This window comes from Candidatus Accumulibacter sp. ACC005 (assembly GCF_907163215.1).
Classification (GTDB): Bacteria; Pseudomonadota; Gammaproteobacteria; order Burkholderiales; family Rhodocyclaceae; genus Accumulibacter; species Accumulibacter regalis.
This window is the reverse complement of sequence record NZ_CAJQUB010000004.1, coordinates 123732-142155: the sequence shown is the minus strand read 5'-3', so window position 1 is coordinate 142155 and position 18424 is coordinate 123732. Positions and strand designations below refer to the sequence as shown.

Genomic DNA, 18424 nt, shown 5'->3' with positions numbered 1-18424 from the left:
TCATGAATTGTCAAACCGTCGCCGCTCTACGACGGCTGCGCGCCTGACCTCGACAAAAAAAAAAGCGGTGAGCACTCACCGCTTATTCTTGCAAGTCAGCGCGTCTCTTTCAGCGCTTCCTTTTCTTCGTATCCTTCTTATCCTTCTTATCCTTCTTGCCAGCTTTCACCGGTGCAGCCAGCGACCCGAGCAAGGCCTGCATTTGCTCCAGCTTCTGCTCGGCAAAGACCTGAATGCCTGCACGCAGAATATCAGACTTGGTCGCCGCCCAACCGGCAACCCTGGACAACTCGTCGCGCAGGGCTTCGATCGCGGCTTCCTCACTCTGCAATAGCTTGACCGAGTAGCTGACCAGCTTGTCGCGCTTCTGCTTGGCCACCTTCTCGAGCATCTCGACGGTCCCCGTTACCGGCTTGGGAGCCCTCGTTCGTGGCTCGGCGCCAGTAGCGGCGACTTTCCTGCTCGCCGGTCTTGCCTTCGGTGCTGCTGCTGGATCGACCGCCGGCGCCTGGGCAGGCGCTTTTCTGGCCGTCGCAGCCGTCCGGGCAGCAGGCGCTTTCGCCGCCGCCGGCCGTGCCGCTGCCCGCCGCGCCGGTGCGCTGGGAGCAGTAACGGCAGCAGCGCCCGTGGCCGGTTCAGACTCGGCTGCAGTGGCCTGAATCGTGGCCTCCAGGGGAGCGTCAGTCCCCGCCAGGCGACCGGCCAGCGAATCGTCTTCCTTCTTCAGGCTGGCGCGCAAGGCGCTTTTGTTGCTGCTGGTACGTGAGGATGTTGTCATCAATTTTCTCCCAATTGTTTAAGAACGGCGGCAATCAGCTTGCGCACTTCTTCCTGTGCGGCGTCAGCTCCTGATCCCAGCTGAAAAACGGATGCACCGATCACCGCACTTTGCGCATAGGCATTACGCTGGCAGAGCATAGCATCGAGAATCGGCAAGGTAAATTCGTGCAACAGTTCAAGCACATCCGTCGCCAGCGCGGTGTTCTGCACGCGGTTCGGCACGATGCATCCGTGCAGACGATGGCTCTGCTCCATGCGTGTCAGGATCAGTCGCTCGACGGCCAGCGTAGACCATAGATCGGTCGGGCTGGGCACCGCCGGGATCACCGCCAGATGCGCCACCGCCAGCGCCGCCAGCGTCGAGGGATGGTAGATCGACGGCGGCGTGTCGAGGATCACGTAGTCGGCCTCCCGCTGCAACTCGCCGACGTGCTTTATCAGCTCGAGCCCGGACATCTTGCGCACATCGAGTTGCAGATCAGAGTCGAGCAAAGGGGCCGATTCCGCCCAGCGAAACGCACTCTCCTGAGGATCGAGGTCAACCAGCAACACTGAAGCGCCGAGTGCATGGAAGCCGCCGCCCAGTTGCATGGCAACCGTCGTCTTCCCGGCCCCGCCTTTCTGCGAAACAACGGCGATTACCCGGCCTAGTGACATGGACATAAAACCTGCCTTCTAAACAGCTTGATGAGAGGAATGGGCATTGCCCGGCAATTATGCCATCACTGGCCTGACAGGCAAGGCACAAAGCACCCGCAAGTGGCGACCAAACGAACTATTTCCTGCTGGTGCCTGCGCTGCCTGACGACGCCTGCTACCAGGGCACTTGTTTCGCAGTACCTTGACCGCCCGCCCCGCTCGCTGGCAACAGGCAAGTGCTCGGTAACTGCTCAACACGATCGCTGCGCCAGCAGCGCGTCGATCTGCCGATCCTTCTCCTGCCAGATTTGCTGCAGCCACTGCTGGAACGCCTCACGCACCGCCGGGTCACTGGCGTAATCGGCTTTCACCAGATGCGTTGGCACCGGCAGGCGACGCACACGCACACGCACGCAGGCCACGCGCCCGCACAGAAACGCCCAGAAATTCGGCACCCCGTCAGGATAAACGATGGTCACGTCGAGGATGGCCTGGAACTTGTCGCCCATCGCGTTCAGGGCCAGCGCGATGCCACCGGCCTTCGGTCGCAGCAGGTGACGGTACGGCGACTGCTGCCGCCGCTGCTTGGCGGGGGTAAAGCGCGTCCCCTCGCAGAAATTCATGACACTGGTCGGAATCAGCGCAAACCTCGCGCACGCCCTGCGCGTCGCCTCCTGGTCGCGGCCACGCAACTCCGGATTCTTCTCCAATGACTGCTCACTGTGCCGGCGCATGAACGGAAAATCGAGAGCCCACCACGCCAGACCGATCACCGGCACCCATAGCAACTGCCTCTTGAGAAAGAACTTGAGCAGAGGAATACGCCCGGTCAGCAAGCGTTGCAAGACGAGAATATCGACCCACGACTGATGATTGCAATTGACCAGATACCAGCCGTGCCGGTCGAGTCCGTCACCCCCCTCGATGTCCCAGACCGTTTTCTGCGTGAGGCGCATCCAGCCGCTGTTGCCGGCGATCCACGCCTCGGCAATGTGCACCAGAAGCGGGTCCAGACGCAGACGCAGCGCTTTGAATGGCAGGAGCAATTTGACGACCGCCAAGGAGACCAGGATCGGCACCCAGACGAGGGTGTTGAGCCCGAGTAGCAAGGAAGCGATCAGGCCAAGCAGTGGGGCGGGAAGGAAATGGAACATGGATGGTGAGCGCCGACGGCGACGATCGCGCTGAAGATGCCGTCGCGCGAGGCCTACGGCGCAGTGTCGCCAGGCGGGCTCGCCGGCGAATTTTCCTGGCGCCGGGGATCGGACACCCGCTCCGCCGCGGCCGCCGGTCGGGAAGCATCCAGCGGCGCTTGACTGGCCAGCATCAGCCGCCGCGTTGCCGGCGTCTCCAGGCTCACCCGCCCGAGTATGCCGTCGCGATAGTCCTGCAGCAACACCTTCGCCGCTTTTTCGAGATCGGCGTCACCGCCGCGCAGGCGCAGGCCGCGCCGCACGGCAATCCGCTCGATCACGTCCGCCGCGTCGAGCCTGGCGAGTTCAGCGCTCGGCAAACCGTAACGGCTGGCCAGCAGCGCCGGGTAGCGCGCCAGCAGCACGCCGGCGAGGAAGCTCGCCACTTCTTCATCGATCATTGCATTGCGACCGATCGCATTGCCGGCAGCGAGCATCAGACCATCGCTCGGATAGTCGATCTTCGCCCACATCAGCCCCGGCATATCGGTAATCGAGTGACGAACGTCCAGCTGCGAGGTCTGTTGCTGGCGAGTGACCGCCGGTTCGTCACCGACCTTGGCAATCTTGCGCTTGAAGAGAACGTTCATCAGCGTCGACTTGCCGACGTTGGGAACGCCCATGATCAACATCCGCAGCGGCTTGACGTTGTCGTTGCGATGCGGCGCCAGCGTCTGGCACAGCGTCGGCAGGCGCGTTGCGTCTCCGGGCTTGCGGCACGACAGCGCGACCGCGCGCACGCCATCCTGCCGGTTGTAGTGATCGATCCACGCCGCGGTCACCGCCGGATCAGCGAGGTCGGCCTTGTTGAGCACCTTCAGACAGGGACGCTGACGGTGCACGCGAAGTTCGCGGACCAGCGGATTGGTGCTCGCCTCTGGCATACGTGCATCAAGCAGCTCGATGACCACGTCGATCGACGCCATCGTCTCCGCCGCCTTCTTGCGCGCCGAGTTCATGTGTCCGGGAAACCACTGGATGGCCATGCACGATCCAAAGACTGACTGAAAGAGCGGCCATTATCCCACCGCTTGACCGTTCCTGCCGCGCTTCGGCCACCGTCCTGCCGCCCTCCTGCCACCTGTGCTGCCGCCCCGCGATCAGCCAAGGGCGCTAGAATGCTGGTTTCTCGTCAACCCAGCTCAGGACAAACTTGCCGCCGCCCCCCGAAATCAGGCCCGGACAGTCGATCGAACTGCTCAAGGAACTGCACCTGCTGACCCGCGACGGCAAGCTGAACCAGGACAGCCGCCGCAAGCTCAAACAGGTCCACCACCTGTTCCACTTCATCGAGCCCCTGCTCGCCGAACTCGTCGCCTCCGACAGCAGCCTGACCCTTGCCGACCACGGCGCCGGCAAGTCGTACCTCGGCTTCATCCTCTACGACCTGTTCTTCAAGGCCCGGCACGACGGCCATATCTACGGCGTCGAAGCGCGACCGGAACTGGTCGATCGTTCGCGCCAGCTGGCCCAGCGACTCGGCTTCACGCGCATGTCTTTCCTCAACCTGTGCGTCGAAAACGCCATCGATTCCCCAGCCCTGCCCGAGAGAATCGACATCGTCACCGCGCTACACGCCTGCGACACCGCCACCGACGACGCCATTCGCTTCGCCTTCGAGAAACAGGCGCGGTTCATTGTTCTTGTCCCCTGCTGTCAGGCGGAAGTCGCCGCACAGCTGCGCAGCAAGAAAAACGAGTCCTTCGCCAAGACACCGCTGTCGGAAATCTGGCGTCATCCGATACACACGCGAGAGTTCGGCAGCCAGCTGACCAACGCCCTGCGCTGCCTGCAACTCGAAGCGCGCGGCTATCAGCTGACGGTCACCGAACTCGTCGGCTGGGAACACTCGCTGAAAAACGAGTTGATCATCGCCAGGCATACCGGCCAGGCACGCGGCAACGCCGGCACGCGACTGGAACAGATCCTGCACGCGCTGAATCTCGACGACCTGCGCGAGCGCTTCATCTATTGACCGTCGAGCCGATGCGTCATCCTGATGAAACCGTGATCCGGCGCTGCGACGACCCTGTTTTCGCGAACCGCGACACCGCCAGCGCAACCAATGAACGGCAAGGAAACCGAATGGAAAAGTGGATCACCCGCAGCGTCGCGCTACTCTGCGCCACAGGCAGCGTCGCGCTGTTCTGGACCTTCGGCGTCTTTCTCGCCGTACCGTGGGGCGAGAGCCGCATGCTGTCGCTGAACAGCGTCGAGTGGCAGGTTCTTGGCATCCCGCTACTCATTGGCATGGCGGTCACCTGGGGAGCCCTGCACATCCTGGCGATCGCCGACCGCGAAGCGCACCCGAGGCTATACTTCGCGAGCTGCGTGCTGCTCGTCATTGTCTCGGCAATGGCCGTCATCGGCGGCATGGCGTGGACCGCCGATCGGGCCGCCGTTTTCGCAAGCTGACCCAGGTCGCGAGGGCTTTGTCGATCCAGCCGGGGGCCTGTTGCTCCTCGCCGAGGATAAAATCACACCTGACCGAAGCCATGATTGGCACAATTGGCGGATCGTCGACGAGCCGAGCGCTGCAGGGCAGGACGACGCCACGACCCCGCCAAACCACTCAATCTGGAGACCCTGATGACTCCCAAGAACAACAACTTGCTGGTTCAGAAAGCAGTCTTCCCGGTCGCCGGGCTGGGTACGCGCTTTCTGCCAGCGACCAAGGCCAGCCCCAAGGAAATGCTCGCGGTGGTGGACAAACCGCTGATCCAGTACGCGGTCGAAGAAGCCTACGCCGCTGGAATCCGCGAGATGATCTTCGTCACTGGCCGCAACAAGCGGGCCATCGAAGACCACTTCGACACCGCCTACGAGTTGGAGGCAGAACTCGCCAGCGGCGGCAAGGACGCGCTGATGGCGCTGGTGCACTCGATCAAGCCCGACGACATGGACTGCGTCTACGTGCGCCAGCCGCGGGCGCTGGGTCTCGGCCATGCGGTGTTGTGCGCCGAGCGTCTGGTTCGCGGCGAACCCTTTGCCGTCCTGCTCGCCGACGACCTGATGATCGGCGAGCCCCCGATCATGCAACAGATGACCGAACTGTTCGCCGCACACCAGTGCAGTATCCTCGCCGTGCAGGAGGTACCGAGAAACCAGACGCACCGCTACGGGATCGTCAAGGGGCAGGCAATGGGGGCAGATCTGGTGGAAATCAGTGGCCTGGTCGAGAAGCCCCAGCCGAACGTCGCCCCCTCGAACCTGGCGGTAGCCGGGCGCTACGTCCTGACGCCGGCGGTCTTTGACCTGATTCGCCAGCAGCCGCGCGGCGCTGGCGGCGAAATTCAGCTCACCGATGGCATCGCCGCGCTGCTCAACACCGAGCAGGTCCTCGCTTACCGCTACCACGGCACGCGCTACGACTGCGGCAGCAAGCTCGGCCTGATGCAGGCCAGCGTCGTGCTCGGCGAGACACACCCCGAACTTGGCGCTGACTTCTCTGCCTGGCTAAGCAGCCGGCACGGCGCCGAGGCAATGACCGCCTGACCCACGCCGACCGGCAAGCAGAATGCCTTCGATACGCTCGAGGGCAACGGAAACGGGAAGGTTCGCACTCGCGCAACGAAGCTGCCCGCCCGTTGGATGATCGTCGGCCTGCCGCGCCTGCTCACCCCCTGTCGATCACGGTCGTCCCGGGGCTGGCGCGCCACAATCGATAACGGACTTCGACGCCTTCGGGCGCGTAAACGACGATCGGCAGGCGACTGTTGTAGCGCATGAGATACGGTTCGCCACCGAGAGCGACGAAGCGCCTGACTTTCGGCGTATCCGCATCGACGGCCATCAAGGTGCCCGCCAATGGCCCCAACGGACTGACGATGAAGCGCGGAAATCCCCAGCCGCTGATGGTTTCCTTGGCGATCTGGCCAGCGAAGAAGTAGCGATTGTGCGCATCGACCTCGAGCGTCCTGCCGACAACCAGCTCGATCTTCAGATCGGCCTCGTCTTCCTCCCCCTGCGGCGGCAGCCGCAGGACATGGCGAACCATCCCCTGCTCCGCGGCGGGAAACGCCTTCAGGTCGTCGGCTGCCTGAAGCGCTGGCAAAGCAAACAGGCAGCACAGAGCAACCAGCAGACGAAGCGTGTTCATAGTCTCTCCTTGTGGTAACGCAGCCTCGCGGCAGGGCCGGCCGCCGCTCGTTCCCGCCGCTCGGGAATTCGGAGCCAGGCGCACTTTGCTCGCCCACTATAATTGCATCAGTGACAGCCGGTGTGGAAGCACCCGTTCTGACATGCACATAGGTGGTCAGGCAAAACGTGTCGATTTCATACTACAGAACCCTGCTCCTGACGGCCCATTCACTGGTCGTCGCATTGCTGCTCTCCGTGCTCGGCTGCGCAACTCCCGAACCGCCGCCCGAGCGGGCTCCCGCGCCCCATGTATCCGCAAGCACCTGGCAGCAGGTCGATGACGACATTGCCGCCGCGTCGCGGGTGGCCTGGGAGTCGGCCGAGAACTTTGCGCGCGGCTTGATGGACGGATGGATGCGCCGCGTGCGCGAGCTTGGCGAAGAAGACTTCATCCCCTGGTATACCGGCTATTGGACCCAGCAATGGCTGTCGATCAAAGTTGCCTGGTACAAAATGGGGGACGGGGGCAGCGATGGCGATGGCGATGGCGATGGCAACGATGCAAGTGTACGACGCCTGGCCGCGTATCTGCAGGAGGAATACGCCGAGCGGGTCCTCGAACCGGCGTCCGAGGAGATCGACCCCGACGTGGTCACCGAACAGGCGACCAACCTGTACGTCAAGCTCCTCGCCGAGCAGCTGCAGGGTATGCCGCGGCGCCATGGCGTACCAAGAGCCCAATTCGAGCGCAGACTGAAGGCCCTTTCGGCCATTGCTGCCGCGACACCCGCCGCGCCAGACGCCTCGCTCTATGACCTTGTGCATAGCCAGCCAGTTGGCCGGCTGCCGGCCTATGCAAGCTTGCTGGCGCGCCTGCACGAGGGGCGTTCGCGCGTCGTCGCCGGGCCCGTGGCGGCGCGGATATCGCCAATCGCCGAACGCGCGGCAAGAAAACTCATCGACCAGATGGCGATCAGCGGCGGCGCCAGCGCTGCCGCGGCGGCCGTCGGCGGTGTCGCCGGGATGGTCCTCTCGCTGGGCGCCGCCGGCGTTGGCGCCATCGCCCACGCGCAGGAGAAGCCGGCGCTCGAAGCACAGCTGCGCGCGACCCTGGATTCGGCACAGACGGCGATGTGGCGGCAGCTGGTTGACGATCCGGACACCGGAGTGCTAGCCGGCATCAAGCATATCGCTGATCAGATCGAGCTCGGTCTCGGCGCAGCGACGGCCGAGCCGCAAGCATTCGAGCCGGCAGTTCTGGCGCCCGAATTCCCTGACGAGGAACCTTTCAACCGCCACCACCACCACGACCCGACGCGACGATTGCCCGCCGATTTTCCAGGCGGTGGCTGATCGAGGCACACCGCGACGACGCCTGGACGGGAGCAAGGCGTCGCCTCGAGCTCGGCCTCACTTCGCCGCTGGTAAGCGCCAGTCCGGAAATGCGGCGCGAAAGGTGCTGCCGGCCCCGACTTCCGAGTCGATGCTCAAGCTCGCCTGATGGCGCAGGAGGATATGCTTGACGATCGCCAGGCCCAGACCCGTGCCGCCGGTGTCGCGCGAGCGACCGCGATCGACGCGGTAAAAGCGCTCGGTCAGCCGTGGCAGGTGTTCGGCAGCCACACCGACACCGGAATCGCGAACCGAAAACACGCCCACCCCCTCGTGCATGGCCCATTCGATAGCGATCTCGCCACCCGCGGGCGTATAGCGAATGGCATTGGAAACCAGGTTGCCGAAAGCGCTGTGCAGCTCCTTGCGGTTGCCGCGCAAGGCCGGTCCCAGGCAATTCACGTCCAGACGATGGCGACCGTCACTGAGGCTTTTCCCTTCGGCTTGCAGTTGCGCGAGAAGATTCGCCATATCGACATCCTCTTCGCTCGCCGGCGCGTCCTCCGCTTCCAGCCGCGAGAGGGTCAGCAGGTCGTCGACCAGCGTCAACATGCGTGCGGTCTGATCACTCATCAGGCGCGCGAACTGCTGGCGCTGCTCGCCGTCGACCACCCCGTCGTCGGTGAAATACTCGAGAAAACCACGGACCACGGTCAATGGCGTGCGCAATTCGTGAGAAACGTTGGCCACGAAGGTACTGCGCATCGATTCCACGCGCCGGGCATCGGTCACGTCCAGGCTGACCAGCAGCTTGTTGGCATCACCGAGGGGAACGACCCGGATGGTGTAGATGCGCGTCCGCGCCGCCGGCGCCTGCAGGACAAAGGGGCTGTGCACATCCGGACTGGCCAGGTACTCGGCGAAGCCCGGCGTACGGACCAGGTGCTCGATGATCACGCCGCTATCGCGCGGCAAATGAATTCCCAGATGCGCGCCGGCGGCGCGATTGCTCCAGTGGATGCGATGGCTGGCGTCGACAATCACCAGGCCATCGGGGACGGCGTCCATGGCACCGCGGAATGAGTGCAGCGTCGCCTCGACTTCCTGGCGACCGCGCGTATCGTCACGCAGCCTTCCCGAGAGCTTGCCCAGGACTTCGCCCCAGGCGCCACCGGCGTGCGGAAACGCGCGCTTCTCGGGAGCGTCCAGCCACGCGAGCAGTGCCACCAACTGCCTGGCGTGCACGCAAGCCAGCACGGCGAAGCCGAGCGCTGCAACCGCCCAGCCCCACGCTGCACCCTGGCTGATCCAGGCCAGCAGGGCGAGGCCAAGAATCGGCAGCAGACCGGTGAGCAGAAACCTTGCAAACCACGACCCACGCCGGCTCATGAGTCCAGCGGGTTCGACCCGGACCGAGATGCGAGTTTATAACCGGCACCGCGAACGGTTTCCACCATCGACTCGGCCGCAGCGCCGAGCGCAACGCGCAGGCGGCGAATGTGAATATCCACCGTACGGTCTTCGATATAGACGTGATCGCCCCAGACGTTGTCGAGCAACTGCTGCCGCGTGTAGACGCGGCCAGGGTTGGCCATCAGAAAGCGCAGCAGCCGGAACTCGGTCGGCGTCAGGCTGATTCGCTGGCCATCGACACTTGCCGCGTGACTGACCGTATCGAGCTCAATCGGCCCGGCTTGCAGCGTCCCCTTGACGAACTCCGGAGCGCAACGCCGCAGCACTGCCTGCACGCGGGCGAGAAGCTCTTTCGGACTGAAGGGCTTGACGATGTAATCGTCGGCACCACCTTCGAGCCCGGCGACGCGGTCCGGTTCCTCACCACGCGCGGTGAGCAGGATGACCGGCAGGCCGCGCGTGCGAGCCTCGCCGCGCAGCCGGCCAATCAGCGCCAGACCCGACTTCCCGGGCAGCATCCAGTCAACCAGCGCGAGCTCCGGCAGCGTCTCGCGCAACAAGGTCTCGGCTTGCTCGGCGCTGTCTGCGCAGAGCGGCTCATAGCCACCGCGCAGCAGCGTAAAGCGCAGCAATTCCTGAATTCCCTTGTCGTCCTCGACGACAAGAACCTGCGGCAAACTGGCCTTCGTGCGCGTCATCACTCGCTCGCCACCTTGCGCGCCGCCCCGCTATGCCGAACGTCTACGCCGCTGACGATGTAGATCACGTTTTCGGCAATGTTCGCCGCGTGATCGCCGACCCGTTCGATGGCCTTGGCAATCCAGATGATGTCCAGTGCCTCGCTGATCGTCCGCGGGTCCTCCATCATGTAAGTGATCAACTGCCTCAGGATCGCGTTGAACGCGGCATCGATCGCCTTGTCCGCACCGATGACCTGCCGTGCCGCGGCGACATCCATCCGCGCCAGCGAATCGAGGGCGCTCTGCAACATGTCGGTGGCCAGGCGGCCGCAATGCCGGATATCGGACAGGCGCGGGATGCGCTGGTTACCGCCCTGGTGCAGCTTGCGTGACATATTGGCGATTTTCGCCGCCTTGTCGCCGACACGCTCGAGGTCGGTGACAATTCGTGAGACGGCCATCACCAGGCGCAGATCGCGTGCCGTCGGCTGCCGGCGAGCGATCAACAGCGTACAGTCCTCGTCGATGCCAACCTCGTTGGCGTCCACTTCGCAGTCCCTGTCGATCACCTGCTGCATCGCCTCCAGATTGCCGCTGCTGAAGGCATCGATCGCCGCCTGCACCTGATTTTCGACCAGGCCACCCATCTGCAGGAGGCGCGTGCGAATGTGTTCAAGTTCCAGATCGAACTGTTTGCTGAGGTGGTCGCTCATTGGCTTGGGCTCGTGTGGGCAGTGAGAAGGACAGCCGGCAGACTACGCCGCCAATGTTTCGGCGCGATGACGCAGCCCGCCTGCCCGGAGCGGCCACTGACTTCGCGTCGGCCACCAGATTCAGCAGACGGCTATAATCCGGCCCAGCGACACCGCTGTTGTGCTCCGCCAGGACCTGCGATGCTGGCGAGCAGAACACTCCCTGCGATGAAGCCAGCGGACAACTCCAGTTTCTGTAATAGTCGCATCTTCGGCACCTCCGAGTCACCCCCGGACAATTCACTCCTGGATCGGCCTTTGTGAATTCGAACCTGCTGCTCCTGGCCATTCCCGGCATGGCCTTTGCCACTTTCCTGCTGCCGCTGCTGCTGCAGCGCTTCGGACGCGTCGCCGCCACCGTGGCCGCGGCAGCGGTGATCGGCACCTGCCTCGCGCTGGTGCTGCGGCTGGCGCCCGCCGTCTTCGCCGGCGAAACGCAGGTCGCACGCGTGCACTGGCTTCCCACCTACGGACTGGACCTCGGCCTGCGCATGGATGGTCTCGGGCTGCTCTTCAGCCTGCTGATTTGCGGCATCGGCCTGCTCGTCGTGCTCTATGCGTTCTACTATCTGCCGGGCAGCGACCGCATGGGGCGCTTCTATTCGATTCTGCTCCTCTTCATGGCCGCGATGCTCGGCGTCGTGCTTTCCGAAAACCTGCTCCTGCTCCTCGTTTTCTGGGAGATCACCAGTCTCTCGTCGTTCCTGCTCGTCGCCTACAGCCACGACAAGTACGAGTCGCGGATTGGTGCCCGCATGGCCCTGGCGGTCACCGGCGGCGGCGGCCTAGCACTGCTCGCCGGCATCCTCCTCCTTGGCCATATCGCCGGCAGCTACGAGCTTTCGGTGATTCTCGCGGCCGGCGATCAGATTCGCGCACACGCACTCTACATACCGACGCTGATCCTCATCCTGCTCGGCGCGTTTACCAAGTCGGCGCAGTTCCCCTTCCACTTCTGGTTGCCGAACGCGATGTCGGCGCCGACGCCGGTATCGGCCTACCTGCATTCGGCGACCATGGTCAAGGCGGGCGTCTTCCTGCTCGCCCGCCTGCATCCGGCACTCGGCGGTACCGACGCCTGGTTCTGGCTGGTCAGCGGCACCGGCGCGGTGACCCTGGTCTATTCCGCGGCGACGGCGCTCTTTCGACACGATATCAAGGGCCTGCTCGCCTACTCGACGATCAGTCACCTGGGTCTGATCACCCTGCTGTTCGGCCTCGACACGCCGCTGTCCATCGTCGCTGGCGTCTTCCACATCATCAACCACGCGATTTTCAAGGCCTCGCTGTTCATGGCCGCCGGGGTCATCGACCACGAATGCGGCACACGCGACATGCGCCGCGTCAATGGCATGTTCAAGCGCATGCCGATCACTGCCGCCCTGGCCATCATTGCCGCCGGCTCGATGGCCGGCGTACCGCTGCTGAACGGCTTCCTGAGCAAGGAGATGTTCTTCGCCGAAACGGTCGGTCACCCGCAGTTCGAAGCCGTCTCCTGGCTGCTGCCGCTGGTCGCCACGATCGCCGGCATGCTTGCCGTCGCCTACTCCCTGCGCTTCGTGCACGACGTCTTCTTCAATGGCGAGCCGATCGACCTGCCGCGCCAGCCGCACGAGCCACCCCGCTGGATGCGTGCGCCGATCGAACTGCTGGTGCTCCTTTGTCTGCTCGTCGGCGTCTTTCCCGGATGGACCGTCGCGCCGCTGCTTGACGTCGCCGCCGCCGCCGCGTTGCAGGCGCCATTGCCGGAATTCGAACTGGCGCTGTGGCACGGCTTCAATCGGCCCTTGATGATGAGCCTGCTGGCGCTAGCCGGTGGCGTTTTCATCTACGCAATGCGCGGTCCGCTCTTTGCGTGGCAGGAACAGCTGCCGCCACTACGCCCGCGCACGGCCTTCGAACGCGGCTACCGGCTGCTCGCCGGCGCTGCGCGACGCCTCGTCGCGCTGCTCGACAACGGCTCTCTGCAGCGCTACAACGCGCTGTTATTCAGTTTCATCCTGGTGCTCGGCAGCTGGGCGTTCTTCTCGGGGCCTGCCGCGACTGTCCGGCTACCCAGCCAACCCGCTGGCGAAGCAGCCTACCTCGCCCTGTTCGCGCTGCTGGTGGGCAGCATGGGTGGCACGCTGCTGTATCGGAAACGCTTGCTGGCCGTGATTCTCGTCGGCATCGTCGGCCTGATCGTGGCGCTGATCTTCGTCCGCCTGTCGGCACCCGACCTGGCGCTGACCCAGTTGGCGGTCGAGACAGGAACCATCATTCTGATGCTGCTGGTACTCTACTTTCTTCCTGTACGCGAAGCGCCGAGAAGCAGTGCCAGTCGCCTGACACGCGACCTGCTGCTGGCCATGTTTGCCGGCGGCGGCATGGCGCTGATTACCCTGCAGATGCTCGCCGCACCGTTCGCGACGATTTCCGGTTTCTATCTTCGCGAAGCGGTTCCCGGCGGCGGCGGTACGAACGTCGTCAATGTGATCCTGGTGGACTTCCGAGGTTTCGATACTCTCGGCGAAATCACCGTCCTGGCCCTGGTCGCCCTGGCTTCCCACGCGCTCCTCGACCGGCTGATCCTGACCGCACCACGACTCGATAGCGATGGACGCCCCTGGTCGAGCGAAGCCCACCCGCTATTTCTAGCGATGATGATGCGCCCCTTGCTGCCCTTGTCGCTGACCATTTCGGTCTACATCTTCCTGCGCGGACACAACGTGCCCGGCGGTGGTTTCGTCGCCGGCCTGATCACCAGCGTCGCGCTGGTCGTGCAATACCTGGCCAATGGCAACGTCTTTGCGCAGCGACGCATGCCACGCAATTCGGCCGGGCTGCTCTCGCTGGGGCTGCTGCTGGCAAGCGGAGTGGGAATGGCGAGCTGGCTCTTCGAGCGGCCTTTTCTGACCACTGCCCACGGCCATGTCTCGCTGCCGCTGATCGGCGAGTTCGAACTGGCTTCGGCGATGATCTTCGATCTCGGTGTATATGTAGTGGTGGTCACCGTCGTGGTGACGGTACTTTCCGGCCTGGGCCGACTATCGGCACGCGCACACAACCAGGAGGCGGGGAACTGATGGAAGTCTTGCTGTCGATTGCCATCGGCGTGCTCACCGCTTGCGGCGTGTTCCTCATCCTGCGCTCGCGCACTTTCCCCGTCCTGCTCGGCCTGACCCTGCTGTCCTACGCGGTGAACCTCTTTCTCTTTGCCAGCGGCCGCCTGCGCATCGATGCCCCGCCGCTGATTCGCGCCGGCGCAAGCTATGCCGACCCCTTGCCGCAGGCACTGGTGCTCACCGCCATCGTTATCGGTTTCGGGATGACCGCCTATCTGGCGATCCTTGCCTTGCGCGCCTTATCCGAATCGGGAGCCGACCACGTCGACGCCCACAAGGGACCATGAACGCCAACGCGCCCATTCTGCCGCTTCTGATCCCCCTGGCTGCAGCGCTGCTGCAGATGGCGTCCGGCCGCCTCTCGTTCCAGCGCGCGGTCGGACTGCTGGCCACGGCGCTCCTCGTGCTCGTCGCCAGCTGGCTGACGCTGCTCGCCGACGACGGCGTGCTGCGCGTCTATGCCCTTGGCGACTGGCCGGCGCCCTTTGGCATTGTCCTCGTCGTCGACCGCCTGGCCGCCGCAATGACCCTGCTCACCGCCGTGCTCGGCTTCGTGGTCCTGCTCTATGCCAGCGCCGGCTTCGACGACGAGGGGATTCACTTCCACCCCTTGTTCCAGTTTCAACTGCTCGGCCTGCTCGGCGCGTTTCTCACCGGCGACCTGTTCAACCTCTTCGTCTTCTTCGAAATCATGCTGCTCGCCTCCTACGTGCTGCTCGCGCACGGCGGCGGCCTGGCCCGCACGCGCGCCGGGATCACCTACGTGGTGCTCAATCTGGTCGGCTCGGCGCTTTTCCTGATCGCGCTGGGCTTGATCTACGGCACGCTGGGCACGCTGAACCTGGCCGATGTAGCGCGCGTTCTGACCCTGCCCGGCCATGATCGTGCACTCGCCAGACTGGCCTTCGCACTGCTGATCGCGGTCTTCGCACTGAAGGCCGGTCTGTTGCCGCTATCGTTCTGGCTGCCACACACCTATAGCGCTGCCGGCGCACCGGTGGCCGCGCTCTTTGCGATCATGACCAAGGTCGGCATCGTCGCCATCCTGCGCGTACAGGCGATCGCCCTCGAACCGGTGATGCCCGACCTTCTCGACAACTGGTTGACCACCCTGGCGCTGGCCACCGTCGCCTTCGCCGCCCTCGGCGCGCTGGCTGCCGCCCGCCTGCAGGCGCTTATCGCGTGGCTGGTCCTGCTGTCGGCCGGCACCCTGCTGGTGACGCCCGCGCAGGCAAGTACCGAAGTCAGCGCCGCAGCGCTCTACTACCTGCTGCAATCGACCCTTGCCGGCGCCGCTTTCTTCCTGCTCGCAGGCCTGATCGCCGAGCAGCGCGGCAAGGTCGCCGACCAGTTCCTGGCCGGCCCGCCACTGCGCGCCACCTGGCTGAAAATCGCCTTCCTGATCGTGGCCACCACGGCCGCCGCCCTGCCCCCGTTTTCCGGCTTCGTCGGCAAGCTGATGCTGTTGACCAGCACGCGCGACGTCGAAGCGGGAAGCGCTATCTGGGTAGTGATACTGATCTCGGGTTTCATCGTCATGGCCGCGCTGGCCCGTGACGGCTGCTATCTGATCTGGAAACACAAGGCGGCGGCGAGATCGCTGCCGGGCGAGCCCGTCGGCTGGCAACGGGCGACGGCGACCCTGCTGCTGGTCGCTGCCGGGCCGCTGCTGGCGGTCGGTGCGCGCCCGCTAGCCGACTACGCCGCGCGCGCATCCGCTCAACTGCATGCACCTGGCGCCTACGTGACGGGCGTTCTCGGAGCAGGCGCAACGACCACCGGCCACGGGACAAGACCATGATGCGCGCCATCCTGCCACACCCGCGCCTGTCGCTGATGGTGTTCCTGCTCTGGGCGGTGATCACCAACGCCGCATCGTTGGGCGTGCTCGTCCTCGGCGCCGTGTTGGCAATCGTCATCCCCTTGCTGACCCATGACTTCTGGCCCGACCCCCCGCCGCTCGTCCGTCCCTGGCGGGCATTGCGCTTCATGGGTCTCTTCGGACTCGACATCGTCACCGCCAACTGGCGCGTTGCGCGCCAGATCATCGGGCCGCTACACCGGCTGTCACCGGCTTTCGTCGAGGTACCCCTCGATCTGCGCGACCCGTTTATCGCCACGCTACTGGGGAGTATCGTGTCCTTGACCCCGGGAACGGTATCGATCGACGTCGACCAGCAGCGCTGGGTGCTGCTGGTACACGCCCTCGACGCGCCCAATCCGGAGGCGCTGATCAGCGAGATCAAGGAGCGCTACGAACAGGCCCTCAAGGAGATGTTTGCATGCTGAATGCCGCCGTCGAAATCGCTTTCGTCATGATTGCCAGCGCACTGGCGCTGAACGTCTACCGCCTGCTCGTCGGCCCGGACACGACCGATCGCATCCTGGCTTTCGACACCCTGGGAATCAACAGCATCGCCCTGCTCGTACTCTACGGAATCAGCACCAACAGCACCGCCTACTTCGAGGTCGCACTGCTGCTCGCGCTGCTTGGCTTCGTGGGCACCATCGCGCTGTGCAAGTTCCTCTTGCGTGGAGATATCAGCGAATGAGCGCGGCCACCGAAGCCATCATCGCCGCGCTGATCATTGTCGGCGCGCTGTTCGCGCTGCTCGGCTCCGTCGGTCTCGCCCGTCTCCCGGACTTTCTCATGCGTCTGCACGGCCCGACCAAAGCCACGACCATGGGCGTCGGCGCAACGTTGCTCGCTTCGGCGATTTTCTTTTCGCTACAGGACAGCGAAGGAATCAGCCTGCACGAGCTGGCCCCCTTGTTCTTCCTCTTCATCACCGCGCCGGTGACGGCACACCTGCTGGCCAAAGCGGCGCTCCATCGGCAATCGAGCGGGCGCAATTCCGGGCAGCCAGCGCAGACAGGCGAGCAGGAGCCGGGGCCGCACTGAGAGGAAACCCCGCCCGGGCCGACCTTTCAACCTCGCTGCGTATCCTGCTGCGACGTCGTGTTCGCCGGGCCTTGCGGCGGCGTGAACACTCCGCTGCGCGCGTTCTCGCTGACCGCCCGCGCTGCGGGATGGGTCAACCGCCGCTCGGCCGAAATGAGGAAAAATCGCTCGCGAAGCTCCTCCGTTTCGCCCAGCTTGACGACCTGGTAATGCGCCGTCACGTCCGGGACGCTGGCCGCTGGCGTCGGGAAGACCCCGGCACCGGCTTCGCCGAAAGCCTTCATCAAGGCGCTGTCGTCGAACTCGCCGACGATGCGCACACGCATCCCCTCGCGCTCCAGCCAGCGCGGCAGGGCGCCGTGAAGGGCACTATCACGCCCGGGCAGGAGCAAGGGCGCGCCATCCAGGCAGTCCGGGAAGTCGCCCGTCAGTCGCGCCGCCAACGCGGGCGCAGCCATGAAAGCGACGCCCGATTCGCCTAGCGGATGGCTGTAGCCCTTGATCTCCGTACCCGGCGGCATCGGGCGGGCGGCCAGCACCATGTCGAGACGATGGATCGCCAGATCCGCCAGCAGACGTTCCAGCCGGTCCTCCTGACAGATCAGGCGCACGGCCGTGGGAAGTCCCAGTACCGGCGCAAGCAGACGATGGGCGATGAATTTCGGCACGACGTCGGCGATGCCGACGCGGAAGGTGATGAACCGCTCCTCGGCGCCATTCTTCAGCAGGTCTTCCAGCTCGGCCCCGGTCTGGAAGATCTCCTCGGCGTAGGAGAGCGCAAGTTTTCCCGTTTCGGTGAGTTCCAGTCGGCGCCCGACGCGCCGGAACAGCGCCACGCCGAGCCGTTCCTCGAACTGGGAAATTTGCCCGGAAAGCGTCTGCGGCGTCAGATGCAGGCGCTCCGCCGCGCGGGTGACACCACCCGAGCGGGCGACACTGACGAAGTAATGCAAATGCTTGTAGTTGAGCATGCCGCCCTCCATATGTTCGTATTTTTCGATCATAACCCATAGTTATATCTATTTGTGTCGAACCTGCCCAATGCCCATAATCCAGCTGTCGTCGTCCCGTCCAGCCAGCGGAATGCCATGAACCTGAAAATCCAAGCTCAAGACCTCCCTCTTACCGACGCGCTGCGCCAACACCTCGCCGCGCGCCTCGCCCACGCCCTGAACCATGGCCGGGACGTCTTCACGCGCATCGTCGTCCGCCTTTCCGAGGTCGATGGCCCGCGCGGCGGCAAGGACAGATGTTGCGGCATCGAAGTGCGCCTCAAGGGCGCTCCTGCCCTGATCGTCGAGGATATCCAGAGCGATCTTTACCTGGCCATCGACCGCGCCAGCGCACGCATCGGCCGTGCACTCGATCGCCACCTGGCGCGGCGACGCGATTTCCCCATGATCTCAGCCACTCGGCAACAACCGCTCACCGAGGAAACGCCGTGCAGCGCCCTGCCTACCGACCGCTGACAGCCATCGTCATGGGCTCGGGTTCTCCTGCGCAGCGGCAGAAGGCGGCAACACGGGACGCCGGCCAGGTCATGACGCTG

Annotated in this window: 20 protein-coding genes; 11 read left to right on the top strand and 9 right to left on the bottom strand. The window is 64.5% G+C overall.

Annotated features, from left to right (window positions below; translation table 11 throughout):
* Positions 1–109: 109 nt before the first annotated feature.
* From QZ613_RS03585 to ylqF, 4 genes are all read right to left on the bottom strand, one after another.
* Positions 110–778, bottom strand: coding sequence for a hypothetical protein (locus QZ613_RS03585; RefSeq protein WP_291867923.1), 669 nt, complete (start codon positions 776–778; stop codon positions 110–112).
* Positions 778–1437, bottom strand: coding sequence for an AAA family ATPase (locus QZ613_RS03580; RefSeq protein WP_043563866.1), 660 nt, complete (start codon positions 1435–1437; stop codon positions 778–780). The genes QZ613_RS03585 and QZ613_RS03580 overlap by 1 nt, the downstream gene beginning before the upstream one ends.
* A gap of 233 nt (positions 1438–1670) precedes the next feature.
* Positions 1671–2573: an acyltransferase gene (locus QZ613_RS03575; RefSeq protein ID WP_291981522.1), complete on the bottom strand. Its 903-nt coding sequence runs from the start codon at positions 2571–2573 to the stop codon at positions 1671–1673.
* 53 nt (positions 2574–2626) lie between these two features.
* A complete protein-coding gene (gene ylqF / locus QZ613_RS03570) occupies positions 2627–3598 on the bottom strand; it encodes a ribosome biogenesis GTPase YlqF (protein WP_043563564.1) in 972 nt (323 codons plus the stop codon).
* A 167-nt stretch (positions 3599–3765) separates the two neighbouring features.
* Here ylqF and QZ613_RS03565 point away from each other — a divergent pair, with 167 nt between their 5' ends.
* The 3 genes from QZ613_RS03565 to galU all read left to right on the top strand — a co-directional run bounded on the left by QZ613_RS03565 (position 3766) and on the right by galU (position 6107).
* The gene (locus QZ613_RS03565) at positions 3766–4587 is read left to right on the top strand and encodes an SAM-dependent methyltransferase (RefSeq protein ID WP_291864726.1); all 822 of its coding nucleotides are present in this window, start codon (positions 3766–3768) and stop codon (positions 4585–4587) included.
* Positions 4584–5027 carry a hypothetical protein gene (locus QZ613_RS03560; protein ID WP_291981520.1) on the top strand — a complete coding sequence of 148 codons (444 nt, stop codon included), beginning with the start codon at positions 4584–4586 and terminating at the stop codon, positions 5025–5027. Before QZ613_RS03565 ends, QZ613_RS03560 begins: the two co-directional genes overlap by 4 nt.
* A 174-nt stretch (positions 5028–5201) precedes the next feature.
* Positions 5202–6107 carry a UTP--glucose-1-phosphate uridylyltransferase GalU gene (galU, locus tag QZ613_RS03555; RefSeq protein ID WP_043563568.1) on the top strand — a complete coding sequence of 302 codons (906 nt, stop codon included), beginning with the start codon at positions 5202–5204 and terminating at the stop codon, positions 6105–6107.
* 121 nt (positions 6108–6228) lie between these two features.
* Here the strand turns inward: galU and QZ613_RS03550 are convergent, their stop codons facing one another.
* Positions 6229–6711, bottom strand: coding sequence for an ecotin family protein (locus QZ613_RS03550; RefSeq protein ID WP_043563570.1), 483 nt, complete (start codon positions 6709–6711; stop codon positions 6229–6231).
* A gap of 167 nt (positions 6712–6878) precedes the next feature.
* Here QZ613_RS03550 and QZ613_RS03545 point away from each other — a divergent pair, with 167 nt between their 5' ends.
* Positions 6879–8045 carry a hypothetical protein gene (locus tag QZ613_RS03545; protein ID WP_291902411.1) on the top strand — a complete coding sequence of 389 codons (1167 nt, stop codon included), beginning with the start codon at positions 6879–6881 and terminating at the stop codon, positions 8043–8045.
* A 57-nt stretch (positions 8046–8102) separates the two neighbouring features.
* On the opposite strand, the gene phoR is transcribed toward QZ613_RS03545, so the two are convergent.
* The 3 genes from phoR to phoU are packed head-to-tail and all read right to left on the bottom strand — an operon-like array spanning position 8103 to position 10830.
* A complete protein-coding gene (gene phoR, locus QZ613_RS03540; RefSeq protein ID WP_291864734.1) occupies positions 8103–9413 on the bottom strand; it encodes a phosphate regulon sensor histidine kinase PhoR in 1311 nt (436 codons plus the stop codon).
* Positions 9410–10135 carry a phosphate regulon transcriptional regulator PhoB gene (phoB, locus tag QZ613_RS03535; RefSeq protein WP_043563574.1) on the bottom strand — a complete coding sequence of 242 codons (726 nt, stop codon included), beginning with the start codon at positions 10133–10135 and terminating at the stop codon, positions 9410–9412. The genes phoR and phoB overlap by 4 nt, the downstream gene beginning before the upstream one ends.
* Positions 10135–10830 carry a phosphate signaling complex protein PhoU gene (gene phoU / locus QZ613_RS03530; RefSeq protein WP_043563576.1) on the bottom strand — a complete coding sequence of 232 codons (696 nt, stop codon included), beginning with the start codon at positions 10828–10830 and terminating at the stop codon, positions 10135–10137. The genes phoB and phoU overlap by 1 nt, the downstream gene beginning before the upstream one ends.
* 299 nt (positions 10831–11129) lie before the next feature.
* Here phoU and QZ613_RS03525 point away from each other — a divergent pair, with 299 nt between their 5' ends.
* Genes QZ613_RS03525 through QZ613_RS03500 form a run of 6 tightly spaced genes read left to right on the top strand, consistent with a single transcriptional unit; the run spans position 11130 to position 16875 of the window.
* Complete coding sequence (locus tag QZ613_RS03525; protein WP_291902409.1) at positions 11130–13934, top strand: monovalent cation/H+ antiporter subunit A; 2805 nt, start codon at positions 11130–11132, stop codon at positions 13932–13934.
* The gene (locus QZ613_RS03520; RefSeq protein WP_043563578.1) at positions 13934–14260 is read left to right on the top strand and encodes a Na+/H+ antiporter subunit C; all 327 of its coding nucleotides are present in this window, start codon (positions 13934–13936) and stop codon (positions 14258–14260) included. The genes QZ613_RS03525 and QZ613_RS03520 overlap by 1 nt, the downstream gene beginning before the upstream one ends.
* Positions 14257–15774 carry a monovalent cation/H+ antiporter subunit D gene (locus QZ613_RS03515; RefSeq protein WP_043563580.1) on the top strand — a complete coding sequence of 506 codons (1518 nt, stop codon included), beginning with the start codon at positions 14257–14259 and terminating at the stop codon, positions 15772–15774. Before QZ613_RS03520 ends, QZ613_RS03515 begins: the two co-directional genes overlap by 4 nt.
* Positions 15771–16262, top strand: a complete 492-nt coding sequence (locus QZ613_RS03510) for a Na+/H+ antiporter subunit E (protein WP_043563583.1) — start codon at positions 15771–15773, stop codon at positions 16260–16262. The genes QZ613_RS03515 and QZ613_RS03510 overlap by 4 nt, the downstream gene beginning before the upstream one ends.
* Positions 16256–16525 (top strand): K+/H+ antiporter subunit F, encoded by a 270-nt coding sequence (locus QZ613_RS03505; RefSeq protein ID WP_043563585.1) that lies wholly within the window; start codon positions 16256–16258, stop codon positions 16523–16525. The genes QZ613_RS03510 and QZ613_RS03505 overlap by 7 nt, the downstream gene beginning before the upstream one ends.
* Complete coding sequence (locus tag QZ613_RS03500) at positions 16522–16875, top strand: Na+/H+ antiporter subunit G (protein WP_043563587.1); 354 nt, start codon at positions 16522–16524, stop codon at positions 16873–16875. Before QZ613_RS03505 ends, QZ613_RS03500 begins: the two co-directional genes overlap by 4 nt.
* Positions 16876–16901: 26 nt before the next feature.
* On the opposite strand, the gene nhaR is transcribed toward QZ613_RS03500, so the two are convergent.
* Positions 16902–17846: a transcriptional activator NhaR gene (gene nhaR, locus QZ613_RS03495; protein WP_043563873.1), complete on the bottom strand. Its 945-nt coding sequence runs from the start codon at positions 17844–17846 to the stop codon at positions 16902–16904.
* 117 nt (positions 17847–17963) lie between these two features.
* Here nhaR and QZ613_RS03490 point away from each other — a divergent pair, with 117 nt between their 5' ends.
* Positions 17964–18344, top strand: coding sequence for an HPF/RaiA family ribosome-associated protein (locus QZ613_RS03490; protein ID WP_043563591.1), 381 nt, complete (start codon positions 17964–17966; stop codon positions 18342–18344).
* The last annotated feature ends 80 nt before the right edge of the window (positions 18345–18424 follow it).